Here is an 18,137-nt window from a genome sequence, read left to right as displayed (position 1 = left end):
TCGGAGATGATGCGCTGAAAAACAGACCGGCTTAGCCCTTGGCTGCAGCCGCTACTTCAGCAGCGAAGTCGGTTTCTTCCTTTTCGATGCCTTCACCGAGAGCGATACGGACAAAGCCGGTGATCTTGGCTGGCGCACCGATGGTCTTTTCAGCTTCCTTGAGGGCAGCTGCAACCGTCAGGTCAGGATTGATAACGAAAGCCTGCGAGAGAAGAACGACTTCTTCGTAGAACTTGCGCATGCGGCCTTCAATCATCTTTTCGATGATATTGTCCGGCTTGCCGGATTCGCGAGCCTGCTCGATGAAGATCGCCTTTTCGCGCTCGGCAGCGGCCGGATCGACGTCTTCGGCGGTCAGAGCCAGCGGATTGATTGCAGCGACGTGCATGGCAACCTGACGGCCGAATGCGTTTGCAGCTTCTGCATCGCCAGCGGTTTCGATTGCAACGAGAACGCCGAGCTTGCCGAGGCCATCAGCAACACCGTTGTGGATGTAGGTCGCGACAACGCCCTGCGGGACGGTCAGCGCAGCCGAACGACGGAAGCCGATGTTTTCACCGATGGTGGCAACAGCGTCCTTTGCCGTTTCGGTAACGGTCTTCCCGTCAACCTTGGCGTCGGCAACAGCTTCGGTCGAACCATCGGTCGACAGGGCAGCCTGGGCGATCTTGCGGACCAGATCCTGGAAAGCATCGTTGCGGGCAACGAAGTCGGTTTCGGAGTTGACTTCAACGACAACAGCCTTGTTGCCGGAAGCTGCAACGCCGACCAGACCTTCGGCAGCCGTACGGCCAGCCTTCTTGTCAGCCTTTGCAATACCCTTGGCGCGCAGCCAGTCAACGGCAGCGTCGATGTCGCCATTGGTTTCGGCAAGTGCTGCCTTGCAGTCCATCATGCCGGCGCCGGTGAGGTCGCGGAGTTCTTTGACGAGAGATGCGGAAATGCTCATGATGTCGCCTTTCATGAAAGCGAAGGCACACCGGATGGGTGTGCCAACTTTTAACCGGCGCTTGGTTTCTGGATCGCGACCTGACCTGAGCGTTGCACTTCAGGAATCACAATCTCGCACCGGGATGAAACGAGATTATCCACCCGCCCTATCACAGATATGACGGATGGATGAAATCATACGCTGATTAAGCGCCTTCAGCCGGAGCTTCGAGGGCTGGCTCTACCGGAGCTTCAGCCTGCGCACCGATGTCGATGCCCATCGCGCCCTGCTGACGCGCAATGCCGTCGAGAGCAGCGCGGGCAATCAGATCGCAATAGAGAGCGATAGCGCGCGCGGCATCATCGTTACCCGGGATCGGGTAATCGATCTGGTCCGGATCGCAATTCGAATCGATCACGGCTACGACCGGAATACCAAGACGCTTGGCTTCCTGAATAGCGATCGCTTCCTTGTTGGTGTCGATGATGAACATCAGGTCTGGAACCGAGCCCATGTCCTTGATACCGCCAAGTGCGCGGTCGAGCTTTTCACGCTCGCGCTCGAGGTTGAGGCGTTCCTTCTTGGTGAAGCCCTGAGCTTCGCCAGCCAGCAGTTCATCGAGCTTGCGCAGACGCTGGATCGAGTTGGAGATCGTCTTCCAGTTGGTCATCATGCCGCCGAGCCAGCGTGCATTGACGTAATACTGTGCCGAACGGTTGGCAGCATCGGCAATGATGTCCGAAGCCTGACGCTTCGTGCCGACGAACAGAACGCGACCGCCGCGAGCAACCGTGTCCGAAACGATCTTCAGCGCGTTGTGCAGCAGAGGAACGGTCTGGGACAGATCGAGAATGTGGATATTGTTGCGATCACCATAGATGTATGGTGCCATTTTCGGGTTCCAGCGGTGGGTCTGGTGGCCGAAGTGAACACCAGCTTCCAGAAGCTGGCGCATGCTGAAATCAGGCAATGCCATCTTTATTTTCCTTTTCCGGTTTAACCTCCACGGGCTGAGGCGATTTCTCGCCACCGGAGGTTTTTGCCGGATTTTTCCCGACAAAAGCCCAATCCCGTGTGTGGAATAGGCGCGCTGTTAACTGATCGCGCCGCAAAATGCAAGCCATCCGCACAATATAGCATCGAACATGCGAACAAACACGCCGTTCAGCGCCTATTTGCAGGTTTCGGCCTGCTTTGCCATATCATAGACATCGAGTTTCACCAGCTTCCCGCGCATGGAGAAATCTCCATAATCCATCGTCAGGTCGCGGGTAATCCCGTTGCGATAAAGCTTGAAATTGATGCGGTAGATAGGCAGGCCGTCCTGCTTTTCCTTATCGTCGAAATAGGCAATCGTTACCGGCCAGACCTGTTCCTTGGAAAACTTGCCCATGACCTTGGTCTCATCGTCCGGCAAAGCCTGCTGCTTGCCGACAACGACGGTGGTAGCGACTACGCGGTCAGCATCTTCGGAAGCATCGAAAAGCGACGTCTGGTAGAATTTCTGCCCCGCTTCCGCTTTGCCGATCAGTTCTTCCATATGGCCCGTGGGAAATTGCGTTCCCTTGAGGTCAAGCTTGTATTCCTTCGGCTTGCTCAGCTCGACGACCGTCTTGCCGCCCTCAAGCTTCGCGTCGCCGCGCACTTCCTTGACCAGCTCCTTGTCCACAAAGGTCTTGTTGACGAAGCGGAAGTTCTTTCCGTCCGCGCCTTCGAATGTCGTCGTCTGCTGGTCGGTCACGCGCTGCGGCTGCTCCTCCATATCAATTCGGGTCACAAAACGGAAATTGGTGGTGTAGCCTTCACATGCCGATCCGTTAAATTCATAGACCATGCGGCCTGTCAAACCGCTGATCCCCGATTTTTCATCGGCACGGTCAAGCGTCAGGTCGTAAACGGCGCGGTGCGGCACCAGCGTTACTGTCGAAGCCGCATGGGCCACGCTCGCAAGTCCAGCCCACACACAGGCAGCGGTTCCGCTTGCAGCTACAGCCACCTTAAAACCCGGCTTCAAAAAACGCATACATGAATCTCCCGATGAGTTGACGAGCATGATAAAAAAACTCGTGGCGGAAGCGAGGCAAAAAAAGCACCCTTCCCCAAAGCTTCACCGATTCTGCTTATAGGTAGATCGCGAAGTACCTTTGCAAGCAAGGATTAATATAATGACCGACACGATCGACAGCCGCCTTAAAAATCTGGGTATATCCATCCCGGAAGCCGCGGCACCTGCCGCAAACTACGTTCCTTTTGCCCAGAGCGGTTCTTTGCTCCTGACCTCTGGCCAGCTTCCGCTAGAAGGTGGCAAGCTGGTGCACACTGGCCAGATTGGAGACGAACTGACAGTTGCGCACGGACAAGCGGCAGCACGCGCCTGCGCTATCAACATACTTGCCCAGGCAAAGGCAGCACTTGGCGACCTCGGCCGCATCAAGCGGGTTGTGAAAATCACCACATTCGTGGCCTCCACCCCCGACTTTGTGGAACAGCATCTGGTTGCCAACGGCGCATCGGATCTCCTCGTGGCAGTTCTCGGCGACGCCGGCAAACATGCCCGCTCGGCTGTCGGCGTTGCCAGCCTGCCCCTGAACGCACCTGTCGAAATAGAAGCAATCATCGAGGTTGCCTGACATGACGTCCATCGACTGGATCAAGAAGCGCCCTGTCGCCCATCGTGGATTGCACGACCTTAACAAGGAACGCTGGGAAAACACCCTTTCAGCGTTTGAGGCAGCAGCCAAAGCGGGCTTTGCCATCGAATGCGATGTTCACCTCACCCGTGATGGCGGCGTGGTGGTCTTTCATGACGACGAGTTGAAGCGTCTCTCCGGTCGCGAAGGATACATTAGCGATTTGACACTCGCCGAAGCGACCGCCCTCAAGATCGGCGGCACTGCCGATCACGTGCCGACGCTTCGCCAGATGCTTGAACTGGTCGATGGCCGCGTTCCCCTCGTTATCGAGCTGAAGGGCATCGAGGGCAAGGATGACGGCCTGGTTGCCGCTGTCGCCAGAGAACTGTCGTCCTATAAGGGCCAAGCCGCGATCATGTCTTTCGACCATCACCTGATCCGCCGCTTCGCGGCAGATGCGCCGGGAATACCAGGAGGACTTACTGCCGAAGGCACGCGTACGGAAGATTTTGAACGACATTTCTCCATGCTCGCGCACGGCATTTCCTTTGTGTCCTATAATGTGCATCATCTGCCTAACCCGTTCATCACCTTCGTTCGGGAGAAGCTGCAAATGCCGGTGATCAGCTGGACGGTCCGGGATCGCGAAATGCAGAAACATAGCGATCTCAATGTCGATCAGATCACGTTCGAAGGCTTTGATCCGCGCGCCCTCGTGGCTTGACGAGAACGCGCCGAGCGCCGCAAAATATAAGCGGTAACGGCAAAGGAATAGCGGTGAACGACGAAGATCCGCAGAATGAGCAAAGCTTCGTTCTCCGTGTCGTTGAAAATATCAGCGAATTCACGGCAGACGAATGGAACAGTCTTGTCGGGGCCTCCCGGCAGGACCCGCATTACAATCCCTTCATCAGTCGCAACTTCCTGCTGGCCCTGGAAGAATCGGGATCGGTTGCACGGGAAGCGGGCTGGCTTCCGCGTCATTTGCGCCTTGAAGACGATCAGGGCCGTCTCATCGGAGCCGTACCGAACTATCTCAAAGGACACAGTCAGGGAGAATATGTCTTCGACCATGGTTGGGCCGACGCTTTCGAGCGCGCTGGAGGACAATATTACCCGAAATTTCAGGCTGCGGTGCCTTTCACCCCGGTCGCCGGCCCACGCCTGCTCAATCACATCGCCTATGAAAGCGAAGCGGTTCGACTGGCGCTGGCTGGCGGACTGCGTGAACTGGCAGATCAGACCGGCGTTTCGTCAGCGCATGTTACATTTACGCTGCCGGATGAGATCGCGGCATTGGAACGCGCAGGTTTTCTCCATCGCACCGATCAGCAATTTCACTTTAAAAACAATAACTTTAAAAGTTACGATCACTTCTTGAGCGAACTGGTATCCCGAAAACGCAAGGCGTTAAAAAAAGAACGGCGTGAGGCTGTGTCGGATGGCATCCAAATCGACTGGCTGACCGGCAGTGACCTTACGGAATCTGTGTGGGACGATTTCTTTGCATTTTATATGGATACGGGCAGCCGCAAATGGGGACGCCCCTATCTGAACAGGCAGTTCTTTTCGCTCATCGGCGAAAGCATGCCCGATGACATCCTGCTCGTTATGGCCAAACGCAACGGGCACTATATCGCTGGTGCGATCAATTTCATCGGCGGGGACACTCTCTTCGGCCGCCACTGGGGCTGCATCGAAGATCATCCCTACCTGCATTTCGAGGTTTGCTATCATCAGGCAATCGATTTTGCCATTGAGCGCAAGCTCAGCGTCGTCGAAGCTGGCGCACAGGGCGAGCATAAGATTGCACGCGGCTACGTTCCGGTCACAACCCATTCGGCGCATTATATTGTCCATGAAGGTTTTCGGAATGCAGTGCGCGACTATCTCGATCATGAACGCCGTGAAGTCGAACAAATTCAAAGCGCCCTGGAAGAACACACGCCGTTCAGGGATGCATAAGCCTATCCACCTTGCCTAACGCGACTTGATACGGTCTGATCCTGCCAAACATTTCGCATTGGAGAATCGCATGTCCGCCACCTATGATAACAACAATATCTTCGCCAAAATCCTGCGCGGCGAAATCCCTTCGACCCGCGTCTATGAAACGGATGATGTCGTTGCATTCATGGATGTGATGCCGCAAGGCATGGGCCACACACTGGTTGTGCCAAAGGCACCGTCCCGCAATCTGCTCGACGCCCAGCCGGAAACACTCGCCAACCTTATTCAAGCTGTGCAGAAGATCGCGCAGGCCGTAAAGAAGGCTTTCAATGCCGATGGCGTAACCGTCATGCAGTTCAACGAACCGGCCTCGGGACAGACCGTCTATCATCTGCACTTCCACGTAATCCCGCGCTTTGAGGGCGTGGCGCTCAAGCCTCATACTGGACAAATGGAAGACGCCGCGGTTCTTTCAGCAAATGCTGAAAAGATTCGTGCAGCACTCTGATATGACTCACACTTTCAAAGAGTAAACAGGCCGATCACCAGCAGGATTTCCGCAACCAGAACACCGACGAGCAATCGCTTGCCGGTCATGAGGAAAGCGGCGAATCCTGCCACGGCGGAACCAGCCCGCAACCAAAGAGGCGAATTGGCCAGTTCCCCATTGGGATAAAGAATAAGCTGCGCGATAACGCCTGCAACCAACGCGGTTGCGATACACCTCACGAGGACAAGAACCTCCGAATCTTCTTGTACGCGTCCGCCAATCAGCACTCCCATCACACGGAACAGATAAGTTGGAAGCGCCCCCGCCAGCAGGATAAACAGGAACGGCCACCACCAGTTTGAAAAACTGTCCCAGTTCATTCACCTGCTCCTGTCGCCGTGTGGCGCATCCTATGAAAAGCGAAGGCGATCAACCCGCCGAGAATGCCGGTGATCAATAGGTCGTAGCCGGGAGCCAGATGATGGAATATTGGAAACAGAACGATCCCGGAAATCATCGCAACCTGCCCTGCCCGCTCCCTGGCTGAGCGCCAGAGCGAGGTCAGGAAATACATGGGCGTCAGCATGAAAAGTGCAGCAAAAACAATGGGCGGAAAAGACGTCGATAACGAATAGACGATAGCGACGATAACCGCATTGGTTCCCACCAGAACCATCCCTATTCCCGCAAAATAACTGGTTCGCATCTCCCGGGGAATCTTGCGCAGTTCTTCCATCGCCATGACCCACGCGGTGACGGCGACGAAATGACATAGCACCGCGAGCGTGAGCTTTCGCGTTTTCGGGCCCTGCAATTCGGGAAGTAGCGCAACCACCATCGGCATCAAGCGCACCGACGACAACCCAACAGCGAGAGCTGCAGCAGGCAAAGCCACGCCCGCGCTGATTGCGCCGATCAGAACAACCTTCGCCGGAAGCGCCCATATGGTCAGTGTCATGAAAACGGCCTGAACAACGGTAATCCCGCTTTCGATTGCCAGCCCCGCAAAACCGATGAACGAACTCATCAATAGTAGAGCTGGAATGCTGCAAATGCGCATGCAACCACGCAAAAACCATCGTATGTGGCGATGATCTTCTGGACTATGTTCAGGATGATCGAAGTGAATCGGTGACATGGAGCCAAGTTAGAGCAACGTCACAGCAAGTTGCACCCGGTATCTTCCCCCTGATTGGGAAAACCTCAGTTTTCGTCCACGTTAGGCGCATATCCAGAAAAAACGGCCCTCGAGGGGCCGTTTCGATGTCCGACTATTTCTTGCGTGGCACCTTCGGCACCGAGGATTTAACCGCTGGCGACTTCGAGGACGATTTTGGAGCCGCTTCGTCCTTGCCTGCCAGCACTTTTTCTTTTTCTGTTTTCTTCGGAGCAGCCTTCTTGCGTTGCAGCTGCTTCTTTTCAGCCGGAATGTCTTTTTTCGGGCTGATCGGCTTGTCGGCGACGCTCTCCAACGACAGCTCGGTTTTCCCGTCCGGTTTGGTTACGACATCAACACGGACAGTGCCGCCGTGCTTGAGTTTTCCGAACAGGACCTCATCGGCCAACGGCTTCTTGATGTGCTCCTGGATGACCCGGCCAAGCGGACGCGCACCCATGCGCTCGTCGTAACCCTTGTCAGCCAGCCAGGCGATTGCTCCCTCGGTCAGCTCGAAAGTCACGCCGCGTTCAGCAAGCTGTGCTTCAAGCTGAAGCACGAACTTTTGCACGACCTGATGGATGACCGGAACCGGCAGCGGGCCGAACGGAATGATCGCATCCAGTCGGTTACGGAATTCCGGCGTAAACAGGCGGTTGATCGCTTCCATGTCATCGCCTTCGCGACGCGTGGAGCCGAAGCCGATAGCTGCCTTGGCCATATCCGATGCACCGGCATTGGTGGTCATGATCAGGATCACGTTGCGGAAGTCGATCTTCTTGCCGTTGTGATCGGTCAGCGAGCCATGATCCATCACCTGCAACAGGATATTGAACAGGTCCGGATGCGCCTTCTCGATTTCATCGAGCAGCAGCACGCAATGCGGATGCTGATCTACGCCATCCGTCAGAAGACCGCCTTGATCGAAGCCGACATAGCCGGGAGGTGCACCGATAAGCCGCGATACGGTGTGACGCTCCATATATTCCGACATATCGAAACGCAGGAGTTCGACACCAAGCGAACTTGCCAGTTGCTTGGCGACTTCCGTCTTGCCGACGCCCGTAGGGCCGGAGAACAGATAGGAGCCGATCGGCTTGTCCGGTTCGCGCAACCCCGCACGGGCAAGCTTGATCGAGGCCGACAGCGCTTCGATTGCCAGATCCTGGCCATAGACGACCCGCTTCAGCTCGGCATCCAGATGCGACAGAACCTGTTCGTCATCTTTCGACACAGACTTCGGCGGGATACGGGCCATCGTGGCGATTGTCGCTTCGATTTCCTTCACGCCGATGGTCTTCTTGCGCTTGTTCTCGGGCAAGAGCATCTGGCTCGCGCCTGTTTCATCAATCACATCGATTGCCTTGTCGGGCAATTTGCGATCCGAAATATAACGCGCAGACAATTCCACAGCCGTTTTGATGGCATCGACCGTGTATTTGACCTTGTGGAAATCCTCGAAGTAAGGCTTCAGCCCCTTCATGATCTCGATCGCATCCGGGATCGACGGCTCATTGACATCGATCTTCTGGAAACGACGCACCAAGGCCCGGTCTTTCTCGAAGAACTGACGATACTCCTTATAGGTTGTCGATCCGATGCAGCGGATAGCGCCCGATGAAAGCGCAGGCTTCAACAGGTTAGACGCGTCCATTGCGCCTCCCGAAGTAGCGCCAGCGCCAATGACCGTATGAATCTCATCGATGAACAGGACCGCACCCGGATATTCTTCGAGCTCCTTCACGACCTGCTTCAGGCGCTCTTCAAAGTCACCACGATAGCGGGTGCCAGCCAGAAGCGTGCCCATGTCGAGCGAGAAGATCGTCGCGTCGGCAAGCGCTTCCGGTACCTGCCCTTCCACGATCCGCTTGGCGAGACCCTCCGCGATCGCGGTTTTGCCTACACCCGGATCACCCACATAAAGCGGGTTGTTCTTCGAACGGCGGCAAAGGACCTGAATGGTGCGGCTGATTTCGCTGTCGCGCCCAATCAACGGATCGATGCGTCCAGCCTTGGCTTTTTCATTCAGATTGATGCAATAGGCCGACAGTGCGTCCTGCTTCTTCTTGGCGCTTTCTTCCTGCTCGGTGCTCGTCCGTTCTTCGCTCGGGCTCTCGGCGCCGCGCGGCGGACGGGTTTCGCTGCTCTGCGGACGCTTCGAAATGCCGTGCGAAATATAGTTCACCGCATCGTAACGGGTCATCTGCTGTTCCTGGAGGAAATAGGCAGCATGGCTTTCCCGTTCCGCAAAGATGGCAACCAGCACATTGGCGCCAGTTACTTCCTCGCGGTTCGACGACTGCACATGAATGACCGCACGCTGAATAACACGCTGAAACGCAGCGGTTGGTTTGGAATCTTCATCATAACCTGTGACGAGATTATCAAGTTCGCGATCAATATAATCGGTAACGATACGCTTGAGATGCTCAAGGTCGACGCTGCAGGCACGCATCACTGCGCCCGCATCCTGATCGTCGATCAAGGCAAGCAAAAGGTGTTCGAGCGTCGCATATTCGTGATGCCGCTCGTTTGCTATTGTGAGGGCTTGATGCAGGGCCCTTTCAAGGCTGGGGGAGAACGATGGCATATGACCTCACTTTTTCTCCATCACGCATTGCAGCGGATGCTGGTTTTGGCGGGCGAAATCCATGACCTGGCTGACCTTGGTTTCGGCGACTTCGTATGTAAATACGCCGCACTCGCCGACCCCGTGATTGTGAACATGCAGCATAATGCGCGTTGCATCATCCCGGTTCTTCTGGAAAAACCGCTGCAGGACATGAACGACGAACTCCATGGGGGTGTAGTCGTCGTTGAGGAGCAGGACACGATAAAGGCTGGGTTTCTTGGTTTTCGGTTGCGTGCGCGTGACCACAACGGTGCCGTTTTCCGGACCATTTCCGCCGTCGGTCTTGCTTTGCATAACTGTATCGAGATGCCTCATGAAACCTATTACCCGAATGCCCATCTGTCTGACCCAACTTGCCCTATTATGTAGGTCGTCATGTGGTGATTTTAAGCCCTTCAGTGGCACTTGCAACCGGGACTTATTGCAATAACGCGGCTTGACACAATTATATGGCATCTCGAATTGGAGAGCATTCGCTTCGCATTCTCAATAGAATAATGGATCAGATGCAACGTTCATAAATCAGCCACCACGCCAGCTGATCGCAAAAACTGCCGCTAAAGAAAGCGATACACAAAATATCCAGCCCCAGCCGTGGAAAAAAATACTAATTCGAAGGAACTGCCGAAACGCAAATAGTTGCCTGTTACATAAAATTAGAAAGCGGCTGCTTAAAACGCATATATTCAACCCGCCCCTTCCTGATCGATAAGGGCAACAGCCGAAATTAAATTTGTGAAGGCAAGTTTTCTGGTGCAGTCGGACCTTATCCGCAAAGACGCTCATCGTCATCCAATGACACATCTGCGTGAATGCAGAAACGGGCCTTATTGATAGCCATAACTGGCCCGATCGCTGCCCCCACATTTTTCCAAAAATTATGAATAATGCGGTTACCATAAACGGATTGGTAACGCTGATGACAGTAGGATCGCGGAATTAGACGCTGTGTGCCTTTTGTGCCGCAGTTTAAAAAATCCGGGATACAGGTAGGTCATCATCGTGCGTACCGCATTTAGTAAAGTCGCATATGCCTTGAAAAGAGCGGCACAAGCCACCCTTCTTCTTGCAGTTGTAACGGGATGTTCGACAGCTTCGACAACAATACCGGCAATAGCGGCGGGCGACCGATACGCAGCTATCGTGATTGATGCTAACACTGGCAAAACCCTGTTCGCCTCGAATGCGGATGCAAAGCGCTATCCTGCATCTCTCACCAAGATGATGACCCTCTACATGCTGTTCGAGGCCATGCAGGCAGGTCGCATGAGCAAGGATACGCGCATCCCGGTTTCCGCTTATGCGGCAGCGCGTCCGCCTACGAAAATCGGTTTCCGCCCAGGACAGACTATCCGTGCCGAAGATGCAGCACTGGCCATGATTACGAAATCAGCCAACGACGTGGCGACAGCCGTCGGCGAATATCTTGGGGGCTCGGAAGAACGCTTTGCCCAGATGATGACTGCAAAGGCACGTCGCCTTGGCATGCGCAGCACGACTTTCCGCAACGCATCGGGCCTGCCGAACATGGCGCAGCATACAACCGCACGCGACATGGCAATCCTCAGCATTGCGCTTCGCCAGCATTTCCCGAATGAATTTTCCTATTTCTCGCGCCGTAGCTTCGTTTTCCGCGGCCAAACCATTAATGGCCACAACCGTTTGCTCGGTCGCGTTGAAGGCGTGGACGGCATCAAGACCGGCTATACCAATGCATCCGGCTACAATCTCGCTTCTTCAGTGAGCCTCGATGGCCGCCGGCTCGTGGCCGTCGTGATGGGTGGCAATACCGGAGCAAGCCGCGACGCACATATGGCGCAGCTCATTCGCAAGTATCTTCCGATGGCAACACGTAGCCGTAACGCTGCGCCGCTCGTCGCCATGCGTAACGATGCTCCGCAGGTCGTCGCTTCGATTGATCTTCCAAAGGCGAAAAACGCGCCTGTTCCGGTGACCCGCGAAGCCGTCGCTGTGGAGGATGTCATCAACAATGAAAGCGGTGAAGGCGACAGCGATCAGCCGCAGGTTCTCGCGCTCGCAGCTCCGACGGCACGTCCGGCGGCGCTCGCTGCACAAGCTGCAATTCGCCCCACCCCGAAGGCAGCCGTTCGATCAGCACAGGCTCAGGATGTCGATCCGGTAACAACCGCATCTGCACCCGCTTCTGGTGGCTGGGCCATCCAGATCGGCTCGCTGCCGAGCGAAGGCCAGGCACGCGATATGTTGGCCAAGGCTTCTGCTACGGCAGGCGGCACACTGCGTGCGGCATCTCCCTATACCGAGACGTTCAACAAGGGTAGCGCAACTTTCTACCGCGCTCGCTTTGTCGGTTTTCCTTCCAAGCAGGCCGCATGGGACGCATGTGCTTCGCTCAAGAAGAAGAATTTCGGCTGCTATGCGGTCGCAAACTAATCGATTGCGAGGAGGGATGCCTCCTCGTTGCCAGCTTCAAACCCGAATTTGTAGTGCGTAGAGGGTTTCGAGATGTCAAATATGAGAGAAACTTTCGGTCAGCCTCCCTTCAAAACGGTCGACTGGGCACCGGATGAAGGCAAGACATCAGCGTTCGGCGCGCTGTTTTCTGTGCAGGGCCTTAAGCAGGCCGCATTGCGAATCGCGGATGTGAGGCGCGGCACCGGTTTTCAGACCCGCGATCTGGTCGGTCTGCTCGTCTGCCATGCAGCACGCAACAAGCGCCTGGTTCAACCGCGGGCGTCCATGCGCATGACCTTGCCGGTGAATTTCGATAGGGTCTCAGTTCGCCTGACGATAGAAAACTGAACATCACAGATAAACGAAAAGGCACTGCCGATCACTTGAGCGGGCCTTTTTCGCCAATACGTCGTTCTCTTTATTTTTACGCATTATCCTGCGCAAAACCGCTTCGTACTTTCGCTGGAAATGCTCTAAAGCAACCCCAGCGCCGCCAGCTCTTGCCGCAATTCCGCTGGCAAGGCAGCCCTGCCCGCTTTACCGGCAGCTTCATCACGCGGGACTTCATTTTCGTTAAGATAGCGCCACCCCTGAAACGCGCGACGGGGCTGCCACTCGGTCGGAATGACCTTCGGCTCCAGAACGAGATGACAACGATTGACGCCCTGTTCATCTGTAAACGGGCGCACGTCCAGCAAGCGCTGACGGCACTGGACATTACCTTTGATAACCCAGTAGAGCGAACCGCCTTCCAGTAGTTCATCGATCCGTTTCGGCACCATTCTCGTTGTATGGAACTGTTCCGGCACCAGTCCGGCAGCACGCTGTTCCGCGAGGCGGAAATCGATCCAGGCCGCGAGGTCTTCTATACTGTCGCAACCGACGCAAAGTTTGACGAGATTGAGAGCCATGCCGCTGGTTTAGCCAAGACGAATACGAGCTTCAAGCATGATGCGTAGCATTATGTGCAGAATTGTCTGTCAGCAGGCGACCACATTCACCGCGAGACCACCCTGGCTGGTCTCCTTGTAACGCTCACTCATATCGTGCCCGGTTTGGCGCATTGTCTCGATACAAGCGTCAAGCGGCACAAAATGCTTGCCGTCGCCTTTTACGGCGAGCGAAGCCGCAGTAACGGCCTTTACAGCGCCGAGCGCGTTGCGCTCAATACACGGCACCTGGACAAGCCCGGCGACCGGGTCGCAGGTCATGCCCAAATGGTGTTCCAAAGCGATTTCAGCGGCGTTTTCAATCTGCTCGGGCGACCCGCCAAGCACGGCTGCAAGCCCTGCCGCAGCCATCGCCGATGCGGAACCCACCTCGCCCTGGCAGCCGACTTCCGCGCCGGAAATCGACGCATTGTGCTTGATAACCCCGCCAATCGCGGCAGAGGTAAGGAGGAAGTCCCTTATGCCTTTCTGATCGGCATCGTCGTGAAAATGCAGGTAATAGCGCAGAACTGCGGGCACGACGCCAGCGGCACCGTTGGTCGGCGCGGTCACCACCCGACCGCCCGATGCGTTTTCCTCATTGACGGCCATGGCATAAACGGAAAGCCAGTCATTGGCCAGAAGCGGATTGCTGCGGTTATTGCGCCAGTCGTCCTGTAGCTTGTCGTGAAGTTGGCGTGCACGACGGCGAACATTCAAGCCACCTGGCATGACGCCATCGCGGCTCAATCCACGCTCGATACAGCCGCGCATGGCGCTCCAAATACGATCAAGACCGTCATCCAGATCGCCGCGCGCCATATGCTTTTCTTCGTTGGCCCGCTTCATTTCAGCAATCGACAGCCCGCTATCATGAGCCATCTCGAGCATTTCGGCGGCGCTGCGGAATGGAAATGGCACGTCGGCCTTGTCGTCCTGCTTCGCCCCGCTGCGCTGGACGCGGCTCAACTCTTCTTCCGTGACGACAAAGCCGCCGCCAATGGAAAAATATGCGCGACGCAGCAAGAGATTGTCATCGGCATCGAATGCGGAAAAGGCCATGCCGTTGGCATGCCCCGGCAACGGCGTCTTCCGATCCAGCACCAGATCGACTTTCGGATCGAAGTGGTAAGCCGGATGCCCTTCTGGGTTCACCTTTTTCTGGGCAAAGACCTTTTCGACTTCGACATCCATGACGTCAGGGTCGATCGTATCGGGCAGATGACCACACAGCCCTAGAATAACAGCGCGGTCTGTTGCATGTCCGACGCCCGTATAAGCAAGAGAGCCGTGCAGGCTTGCTTTCAGACGGTGGATTTTGGAATGCGCCGGCCTAGGCCAGTTTCCCCCGACTATCTCGTTGAGAAACATGTGCGCAGCCGTCATCGGGCCCATCGTATGCGAACTGGAAGGCCCAATGCCAATCTTGTAAAGATCGAAAACCGACAGAAACATTCCACACCTTCTGCAGCCGTCACAAGGCTGATTGATTCCTGATCGCAGCACCACCGCGATTTGCCTGATCGTCCATATTAGACAAAAACGGGCAAAAAGTCGCTAACGCGCAATCCGCGCATTCCTATCAGATAGTTGTAGGAAAGGATCAACGCAAACGGAATGCCGAAATGCGGCATCAAGTTTCCGGAATACGTAACGCCGCCTGACTTCTAGACGGAGAACAGATAGGCCATGAGAATGACAGCAGCGAGACCAATGACTGCCCAGAGCGTAACACCCCAGCAGGATTTTTGAACGGTTTCGTCCATGGAAATTTTGGCAACCTTGTTGTGCAACTTTTTAGACAGCGCCCTTCACAACGCTGTTACCGATCATATAGCTTCGTGATCAGCGGAACGCAACGGTGAAAAACGGCTGAATTGCGGCAGCGAATTTCACGAGTCAGGCTTACAATTCCACAACACTTTTATAATCAATGCGTTACCAATCCGTAACGTTAATAAAAGCTTTAAAGTCACGGCGGAAATGCGGCATCAGGGTTGAGGCAAAAGCATATCTGTCTTGCCTGCCAGCCAATAAGCGGCCAGCCCGACCCACTCACGCATGGCTACGCTGAACCGCGAAAGCGCTTCATTCGGGGATTCGAGATAAAGGGCCAAGCGCTCGCTGGCGCGCGTCTTGAAGTCTACCGGCCAGGCCACAACATCGAAACCCGCCTTGCGGAAACAGCCGATGGACCGCGGCATGTGATAGGCCGAAGTTACCAGAAGCCACACCTCGCCCGGCTTCGGCTGAGCAAGTTCCTTCGAAAAGGCCGCATTCTCAACTGTATTGCGGGAACTGTTTTCAAAAATATAGCGTTCACCGGAGAAGCCAAGATCGGCCAGCATTTGCCGGGTACTGTCCGCTTCCTTGGCAGATTCTTCAAAAAAGGCGCCCTCACCGCCAGAGATAATGATTTTGGCGTCGGGATATAGTTTTGCCAGCCGCATTGCTTCGAAAATGCGATCAGCCGCGCTATTTAACTCAAAACCCTTGCGACCCGCATTGATCTCGCCATTCATATAGCCGCCCAGCACGACGATCCCGTCAACATGCTGCGGCATCGCATCCGGTTTTACGAAACGGTCTTCCAAAGGAGCCAGCAGGACCGCGCCCAACGTCGTGTAGGCAGCAAGGAACAACGTCACCAATGACAGCGCCAGCAGCCCCATGCTGAAACCGCGCATACCTCGCCAGATGGCGAGAAAAGCAATAAGAACGAGAGCAAATATTATTGTAACGGGTTGAAAAAACAGCCAAAAAATTTTCGACAGACTATAAAACAACCAAACTCTCCAATATCCGCCATTTACCTGCGCCAATGCCAGCACGAATCCGTGTGCTCCGGCATACTATAGAGTTGCAGATGGCTGTGTTAGAGATTTACCGGGAATCAAAAACGCCGGACTTTGCTATCCAGCCAGAAGGAACCATGTCGAACATCGCCCACCAGGATACCGCGCCGTCGCCCCGCATTCGCCTTGGGCGCATCGACATTGCGCGCGGAATTGCGCTGATCGCCATGGCGATCTATCATTTTGGCTGGGACCTCGAGTTTTTCGGCTATATGGCGCCGGCCACAACCGCTCACGGCGGCTGGAAACTTTTCGCACGCTGTATCGCGTCAAGTTTCCTGTTTCTGGTCGGCTTCAGCCTTGTTCTGGCGCATGGCAACGGAATCCGCTGGAAGCCGATGGCGAAACGGCTGGCTCAGATCGTTGCCGCGGCGGCGGCTATTTCAGCCGTCACGTGGTACATCTCCCCGGACAGCTTCATTTTCTTTGGCATCCTGCACCAGATCGCGCTGGCAAGCGTGCTCGGTCTTCTGTTTCTGCGCCTGCCAGCCATTGCAACCCTGCTCGTCGCGCTATTCGTGATCAGCGCTCCGCTTTTTGCCCGGGCCGATATTTTCAATCATCCAGCGTTGGGTTGGGTGGGGCTTTCGACCGTAACACTGCGTTCCAACGATTATGTACCGCTGTTTCCATGGTTCGGCGCAGTCCTAGTTGGAATTGCTGCCGCACGAGTTTTCCAGCGCTTCGGCTGGCTACAGCTGTTGGCTGGCGGCATCGAGCCGCAATTTCTCGAAAAGCCGCTGACCTTCATAGGCAGACATAGCCTGGCCTTCTATCTCATTCATCAGCCGGTGCTGATCGCGACGGTGTATGTATTCGCACAACTGATACCCTCCACACAGCCGACACCGCGAGAAGCCTTCACGCAATCCTGCGTGGCTGCATGTCTGCAAAATGGCAGCGAACAGCTATGTCAGCAGTTTTGCGGCTGCGTTGTGACGGAACTGGACAAGGCAAAACTGTTCGATGATGTCTTCACCGGCAAGATCGATCAGGAAAACAACAGCACGGTTCAGGGCATCGCACAAATGTGTTCGCCGGTGCCCGACGTTCAGTAGAACAGTCAGGTATTGACGCCCAGTTCGGCGAGACGCTCAATGCAGGACTCTTCGATCTGGTCGAGTTCACCCAGTGTTTCCTCAATGTCTCGCCGCTTCTGCCGAAGATCGGCGCGTTTTTCCTCGACGCGCTTCATGAGCAGCTTCAACTGCCCTGTTTCGCCGGGAGGCTCACGGTACATCTGGATGATCTCGTGGATTTCCGCGATGGAAAAACCGAGCCGCTTGCCGCGCAGGATCTGCTTTACCAGATGGCGATCGGCCGGACGGAACAATCGCGTGCGACCGCGTCTTACAGGAGCGATCAAGCCTTCGTCTTCGTAGAAACGCAGAGTACGGGTTGAAATACCGAACTCGCGCGTCAGCTCCGTGATCGTATAATATTCGCGCACCAAAACATTTCTGCCTTATACCAAGCGGACCAGGCTCCAACCAAATTGGATTCACAGTTCAAGTTGTGCTCCCGCATTTACGTAAAAGTCAACATGAAACCGATGTAAACTAAAATATGGCTAGCTGTAATTTGGTCGAAAGTCGGAATAATCGCTGCGATGCATCGTCCGGGGCTTTGAGCGCGGCTTGGACCAGGATTCTCGTAGAATCCCAGAATTGCGTTGGTTCTATAGCTTTCCCGCTTGCCATCATATTGCCGCTCATGCGTTATGAACTGGCGGAAACCAGCTACTAACGGCGATTCATGCGGCGCTCTATAAAATTGACTTTGATCGGACTTGTCGTCATCGCCGTGATAGGCGCAAGCCCCTTTGCCATCGAACCGATCGTGGTCAAGATTGGTGAGGGTTCGATTCGTCAGCTCGCCAAGGATGGTAATTTCTGCAAGACCGACCAATGCGACGAGGGCATGAATTACGCACTGGGTTTTCTCGAAACCAATTATGGCCTGTCGCCTCATGACGTTAAATGGTGTATGGGCGTCGACGTCATTTCGCATTATGAGTTACCGTTCGGTAACGCACTGAAAACATCAATAACCGACCGAATGTACCAACGGTGTGGCGACCCGAAACAGGACGAGCCACCCGGCGATTACTCGGATGAATAAGGGCGCT

19 protein-coding genes are annotated in these 18,137 nt (G+C 55.2%); 8 read left to right on the top strand and 11 right to left on the bottom strand.

Annotated features, from left to right (window positions below; genetic code table 11):
• Positions 1 to 31 precede the first annotated feature (31 nt).
• The 3 genes from tsf to eipB all read right to left on the bottom strand — a co-directional run bounded on the left by tsf (position 32) and on the right by eipB (position 2,954).
• Complete coding sequence (gene tsf / locus F9K78_RS05020) at positions 32 to 949, bottom strand: translation elongation factor Ts (RefSeq protein ID WP_121983820.1); 918 nt, start codon at positions 947 to 949, stop codon at positions 32 to 34.
• Between the two features lie 187 nt (positions 950 to 1,136).
• Positions 1,137 to 1,907 (bottom strand): 30S ribosomal protein S2, encoded by a 771-nt coding sequence (rpsB, locus tag F9K78_RS05015; RefSeq protein ID WP_006466952.1) that lies wholly within the window; start codon positions 1,905 to 1,907, stop codon positions 1,137 to 1,139.
• Positions 1,908 to 2,102: 195 nt separating this feature from the next.
• Positions 2,103 to 2,954, bottom strand: a complete 852-nt coding sequence (gene eipB, locus F9K78_RS05010; RefSeq protein ID WP_121983809.1) for a cell envelope integrity protein EipB — start codon at positions 2,952 to 2,954, stop codon at positions 2,103 to 2,105.
• A gap of 142 nt (positions 2,955 to 3,096) precedes the next feature.
• Between eipB and F9K78_RS05005 the strand changes: the two genes are divergently transcribed.
• The 4 genes from F9K78_RS05005 to F9K78_RS04990 all read left to right on the top strand — a co-directional run bounded on the left by F9K78_RS05005 (position 3,097) and on the right by F9K78_RS04990 (position 6,022).
• Positions 3,097 to 3,561, top strand: coding sequence for a RidA family protein (locus tag F9K78_RS05005; protein WP_121983808.1), 465 nt, complete (start codon positions 3,097 to 3,099; stop codon positions 3,559 to 3,561).
• A 1-nt stretch (position 3,562) separates the two neighbouring features.
• Complete coding sequence (locus F9K78_RS05000; protein ID WP_121983807.1) at positions 3,563 to 4,288, top strand: glycerophosphodiester phosphodiesterase; 726 nt, start codon at positions 3,563 to 3,565, stop codon at positions 4,286 to 4,288.
• 53 nt (positions 4,289 to 4,341) lie between these two features.
• Positions 4,342 to 5,529 carry a GNAT family N-acetyltransferase gene (locus tag F9K78_RS04995; protein ID WP_121983806.1) on the top strand — a complete coding sequence of 396 codons (1,188 nt, stop codon included), beginning with the start codon at positions 4,342 to 4,344 and terminating at the stop codon, positions 5,527 to 5,529.
• A 70-nt stretch (positions 5,530 to 5,599) separates the two neighbouring features.
• The gene (locus F9K78_RS04990; protein ID WP_121984862.1) at positions 5,600 to 6,022 is read left to right on the top strand and encodes an HIT family protein; all 423 of its coding nucleotides are present in this window, start codon (positions 5,600 to 5,602) and stop codon (positions 6,020 to 6,022) included.
• A 14-nt stretch (positions 6,023 to 6,036) separates the two neighbouring features.
• Here F9K78_RS04990 and F9K78_RS04985 read toward each other — a convergent pair whose 3' ends face one another.
• The 4 genes from F9K78_RS04985 to clpS all read right to left on the bottom strand — a co-directional run bounded on the left by F9K78_RS04985 (position 6,037) and on the right by clpS (position 10,107).
• Positions 6,037 to 6,384 (bottom strand): AzlD domain-containing protein, encoded by a 348-nt coding sequence (locus F9K78_RS04985; RefSeq protein ID WP_121983804.1) that lies wholly within the window; start codon positions 6,382 to 6,384, stop codon positions 6,037 to 6,039.
• Positions 6,381 to 7,031, bottom strand: a complete 651-nt coding sequence (locus tag F9K78_RS04980) for an AzlC family ABC transporter permease (protein ID WP_235925384.1) — start codon at positions 7,029 to 7,031, stop codon at positions 6,381 to 6,383. The genes F9K78_RS04985 and F9K78_RS04980 overlap by 4 nt, the downstream gene beginning before the upstream one ends.
• Positions 7,032 to 7,275: 244 nt before the next feature.
• Positions 7,276 to 9,750: an ATP-dependent Clp protease ATP-binding subunit ClpA gene (gene clpA / locus F9K78_RS04975; protein WP_121983802.1), complete on the bottom strand. Its 2,475-nt coding sequence runs from the start codon at positions 9,748 to 9,750 to the stop codon at positions 7,276 to 7,278.
• A 6-nt stretch (positions 9,751 to 9,756) separates the two neighbouring features.
• The gene (gene clpS, locus F9K78_RS04970) at positions 9,757 to 10,107 is read right to left on the bottom strand and encodes an ATP-dependent Clp protease adapter ClpS (protein WP_174813513.1); all 351 of its coding nucleotides are present in this window, start codon (positions 10,105 to 10,107) and stop codon (positions 9,757 to 9,759) included.
• Between the two features lie 687 nt (positions 10,108 to 10,794).
• Between clpS and F9K78_RS04965 the strand changes: the two genes are divergently transcribed.
• Both F9K78_RS04965 and F9K78_RS04960 read left to right on the top strand, forming a co-directional pair.
• Entirely contained in the window at positions 10,795 to 12,204 is a 1,410-nt protein-coding gene (locus F9K78_RS04965) for a D-alanyl-D-alanine carboxypeptidase family protein (RefSeq protein WP_121984864.1), read from the top strand.
• A gap of 72 nt (positions 12,205 to 12,276) precedes the next feature.
• A complete protein-coding gene (locus tag F9K78_RS04960; protein ID WP_121983800.1) occupies positions 12,277 to 12,573 on the top strand; it encodes a hypothetical protein in 297 nt (98 codons plus the stop codon).
• A gap of 125 nt (positions 12,574 to 12,698) precedes the next feature.
• On the opposite strand, the gene F9K78_RS04955 is transcribed toward F9K78_RS04960, so the two are convergent.
• The 3 genes from F9K78_RS04955 to F9K78_RS04945 form a co-directional block, all read right to left on the bottom strand.
• Complete coding sequence (locus tag F9K78_RS04955; RefSeq protein ID WP_121983799.1) at positions 12,699 to 13,136, bottom strand: DUF1489 family protein; 438 nt, start codon at positions 13,134 to 13,136, stop codon at positions 12,699 to 12,701.
• 69 nt (positions 13,137 to 13,205) lie between these two features.
• Positions 13,206 to 14,609 carry an L-serine ammonia-lyase gene (locus F9K78_RS04950; RefSeq protein WP_121983798.1) on the bottom strand — a complete coding sequence of 468 codons (1,404 nt, stop codon included), beginning with the start codon at positions 14,607 to 14,609 and terminating at the stop codon, positions 13,206 to 13,208.
• A gap of 536 nt (positions 14,610 to 15,145) precedes the next feature.
• Positions 15,146 to 15,940, bottom strand: a complete 795-nt coding sequence (locus F9K78_RS04945) for a YdcF family protein (protein ID WP_121983797.1) — start codon at positions 15,938 to 15,940, stop codon at positions 15,146 to 15,148.
• Positions 15,941 to 16,086: 146 nt separating this feature from the next.
• Between F9K78_RS04945 and F9K78_RS04940 the strand changes: the two genes are divergently transcribed.
• A complete protein-coding gene (locus F9K78_RS04940) occupies positions 16,087 to 17,067 on the top strand; it encodes a heparan-alpha-glucosaminide N-acetyltransferase (RefSeq protein ID WP_121983796.1) in 981 nt (326 codons plus the stop codon).
• Positions 17,068 to 17,072: 5 nt separating this feature from the next.
• On the opposite strand, the gene F9K78_RS04935 is transcribed toward F9K78_RS04940, so the two are convergent.
• Positions 17,073 to 17,459 carry a MerR family transcriptional regulator gene (locus F9K78_RS04935; RefSeq protein ID WP_006471625.1) on the bottom strand — a complete coding sequence of 129 codons (387 nt, stop codon included), beginning with the start codon at positions 17,457 to 17,459 and terminating at the stop codon, positions 17,073 to 17,075.
• A gap of 305 nt (positions 17,460 to 17,764) precedes the next feature.
• Between F9K78_RS04935 and F9K78_RS04930 the strand changes: the two genes are divergently transcribed.
• Positions 17,765 to 18,130, top strand: coding sequence for a hypothetical protein (locus F9K78_RS04930; protein WP_121983795.1), 366 nt, complete (start codon positions 17,765 to 17,767; stop codon positions 18,128 to 18,130).
• Positions 18,131 to 18,137: the final 7 nt, after the last annotated feature.

Origin of the sequence: Brucella pseudintermedia (assembly GCF_008932435.1) — a bacterium.
Lineage (GTDB): Bacteria > Pseudomonadota > Alphaproteobacteria > Rhizobiales > Rhizobiaceae > Brucella > Brucella pseudintermedia.
Note: the sequence above shows the minus strand (reverse complement) of the source record. Positions and strands in the feature narration are given on the sequence as shown.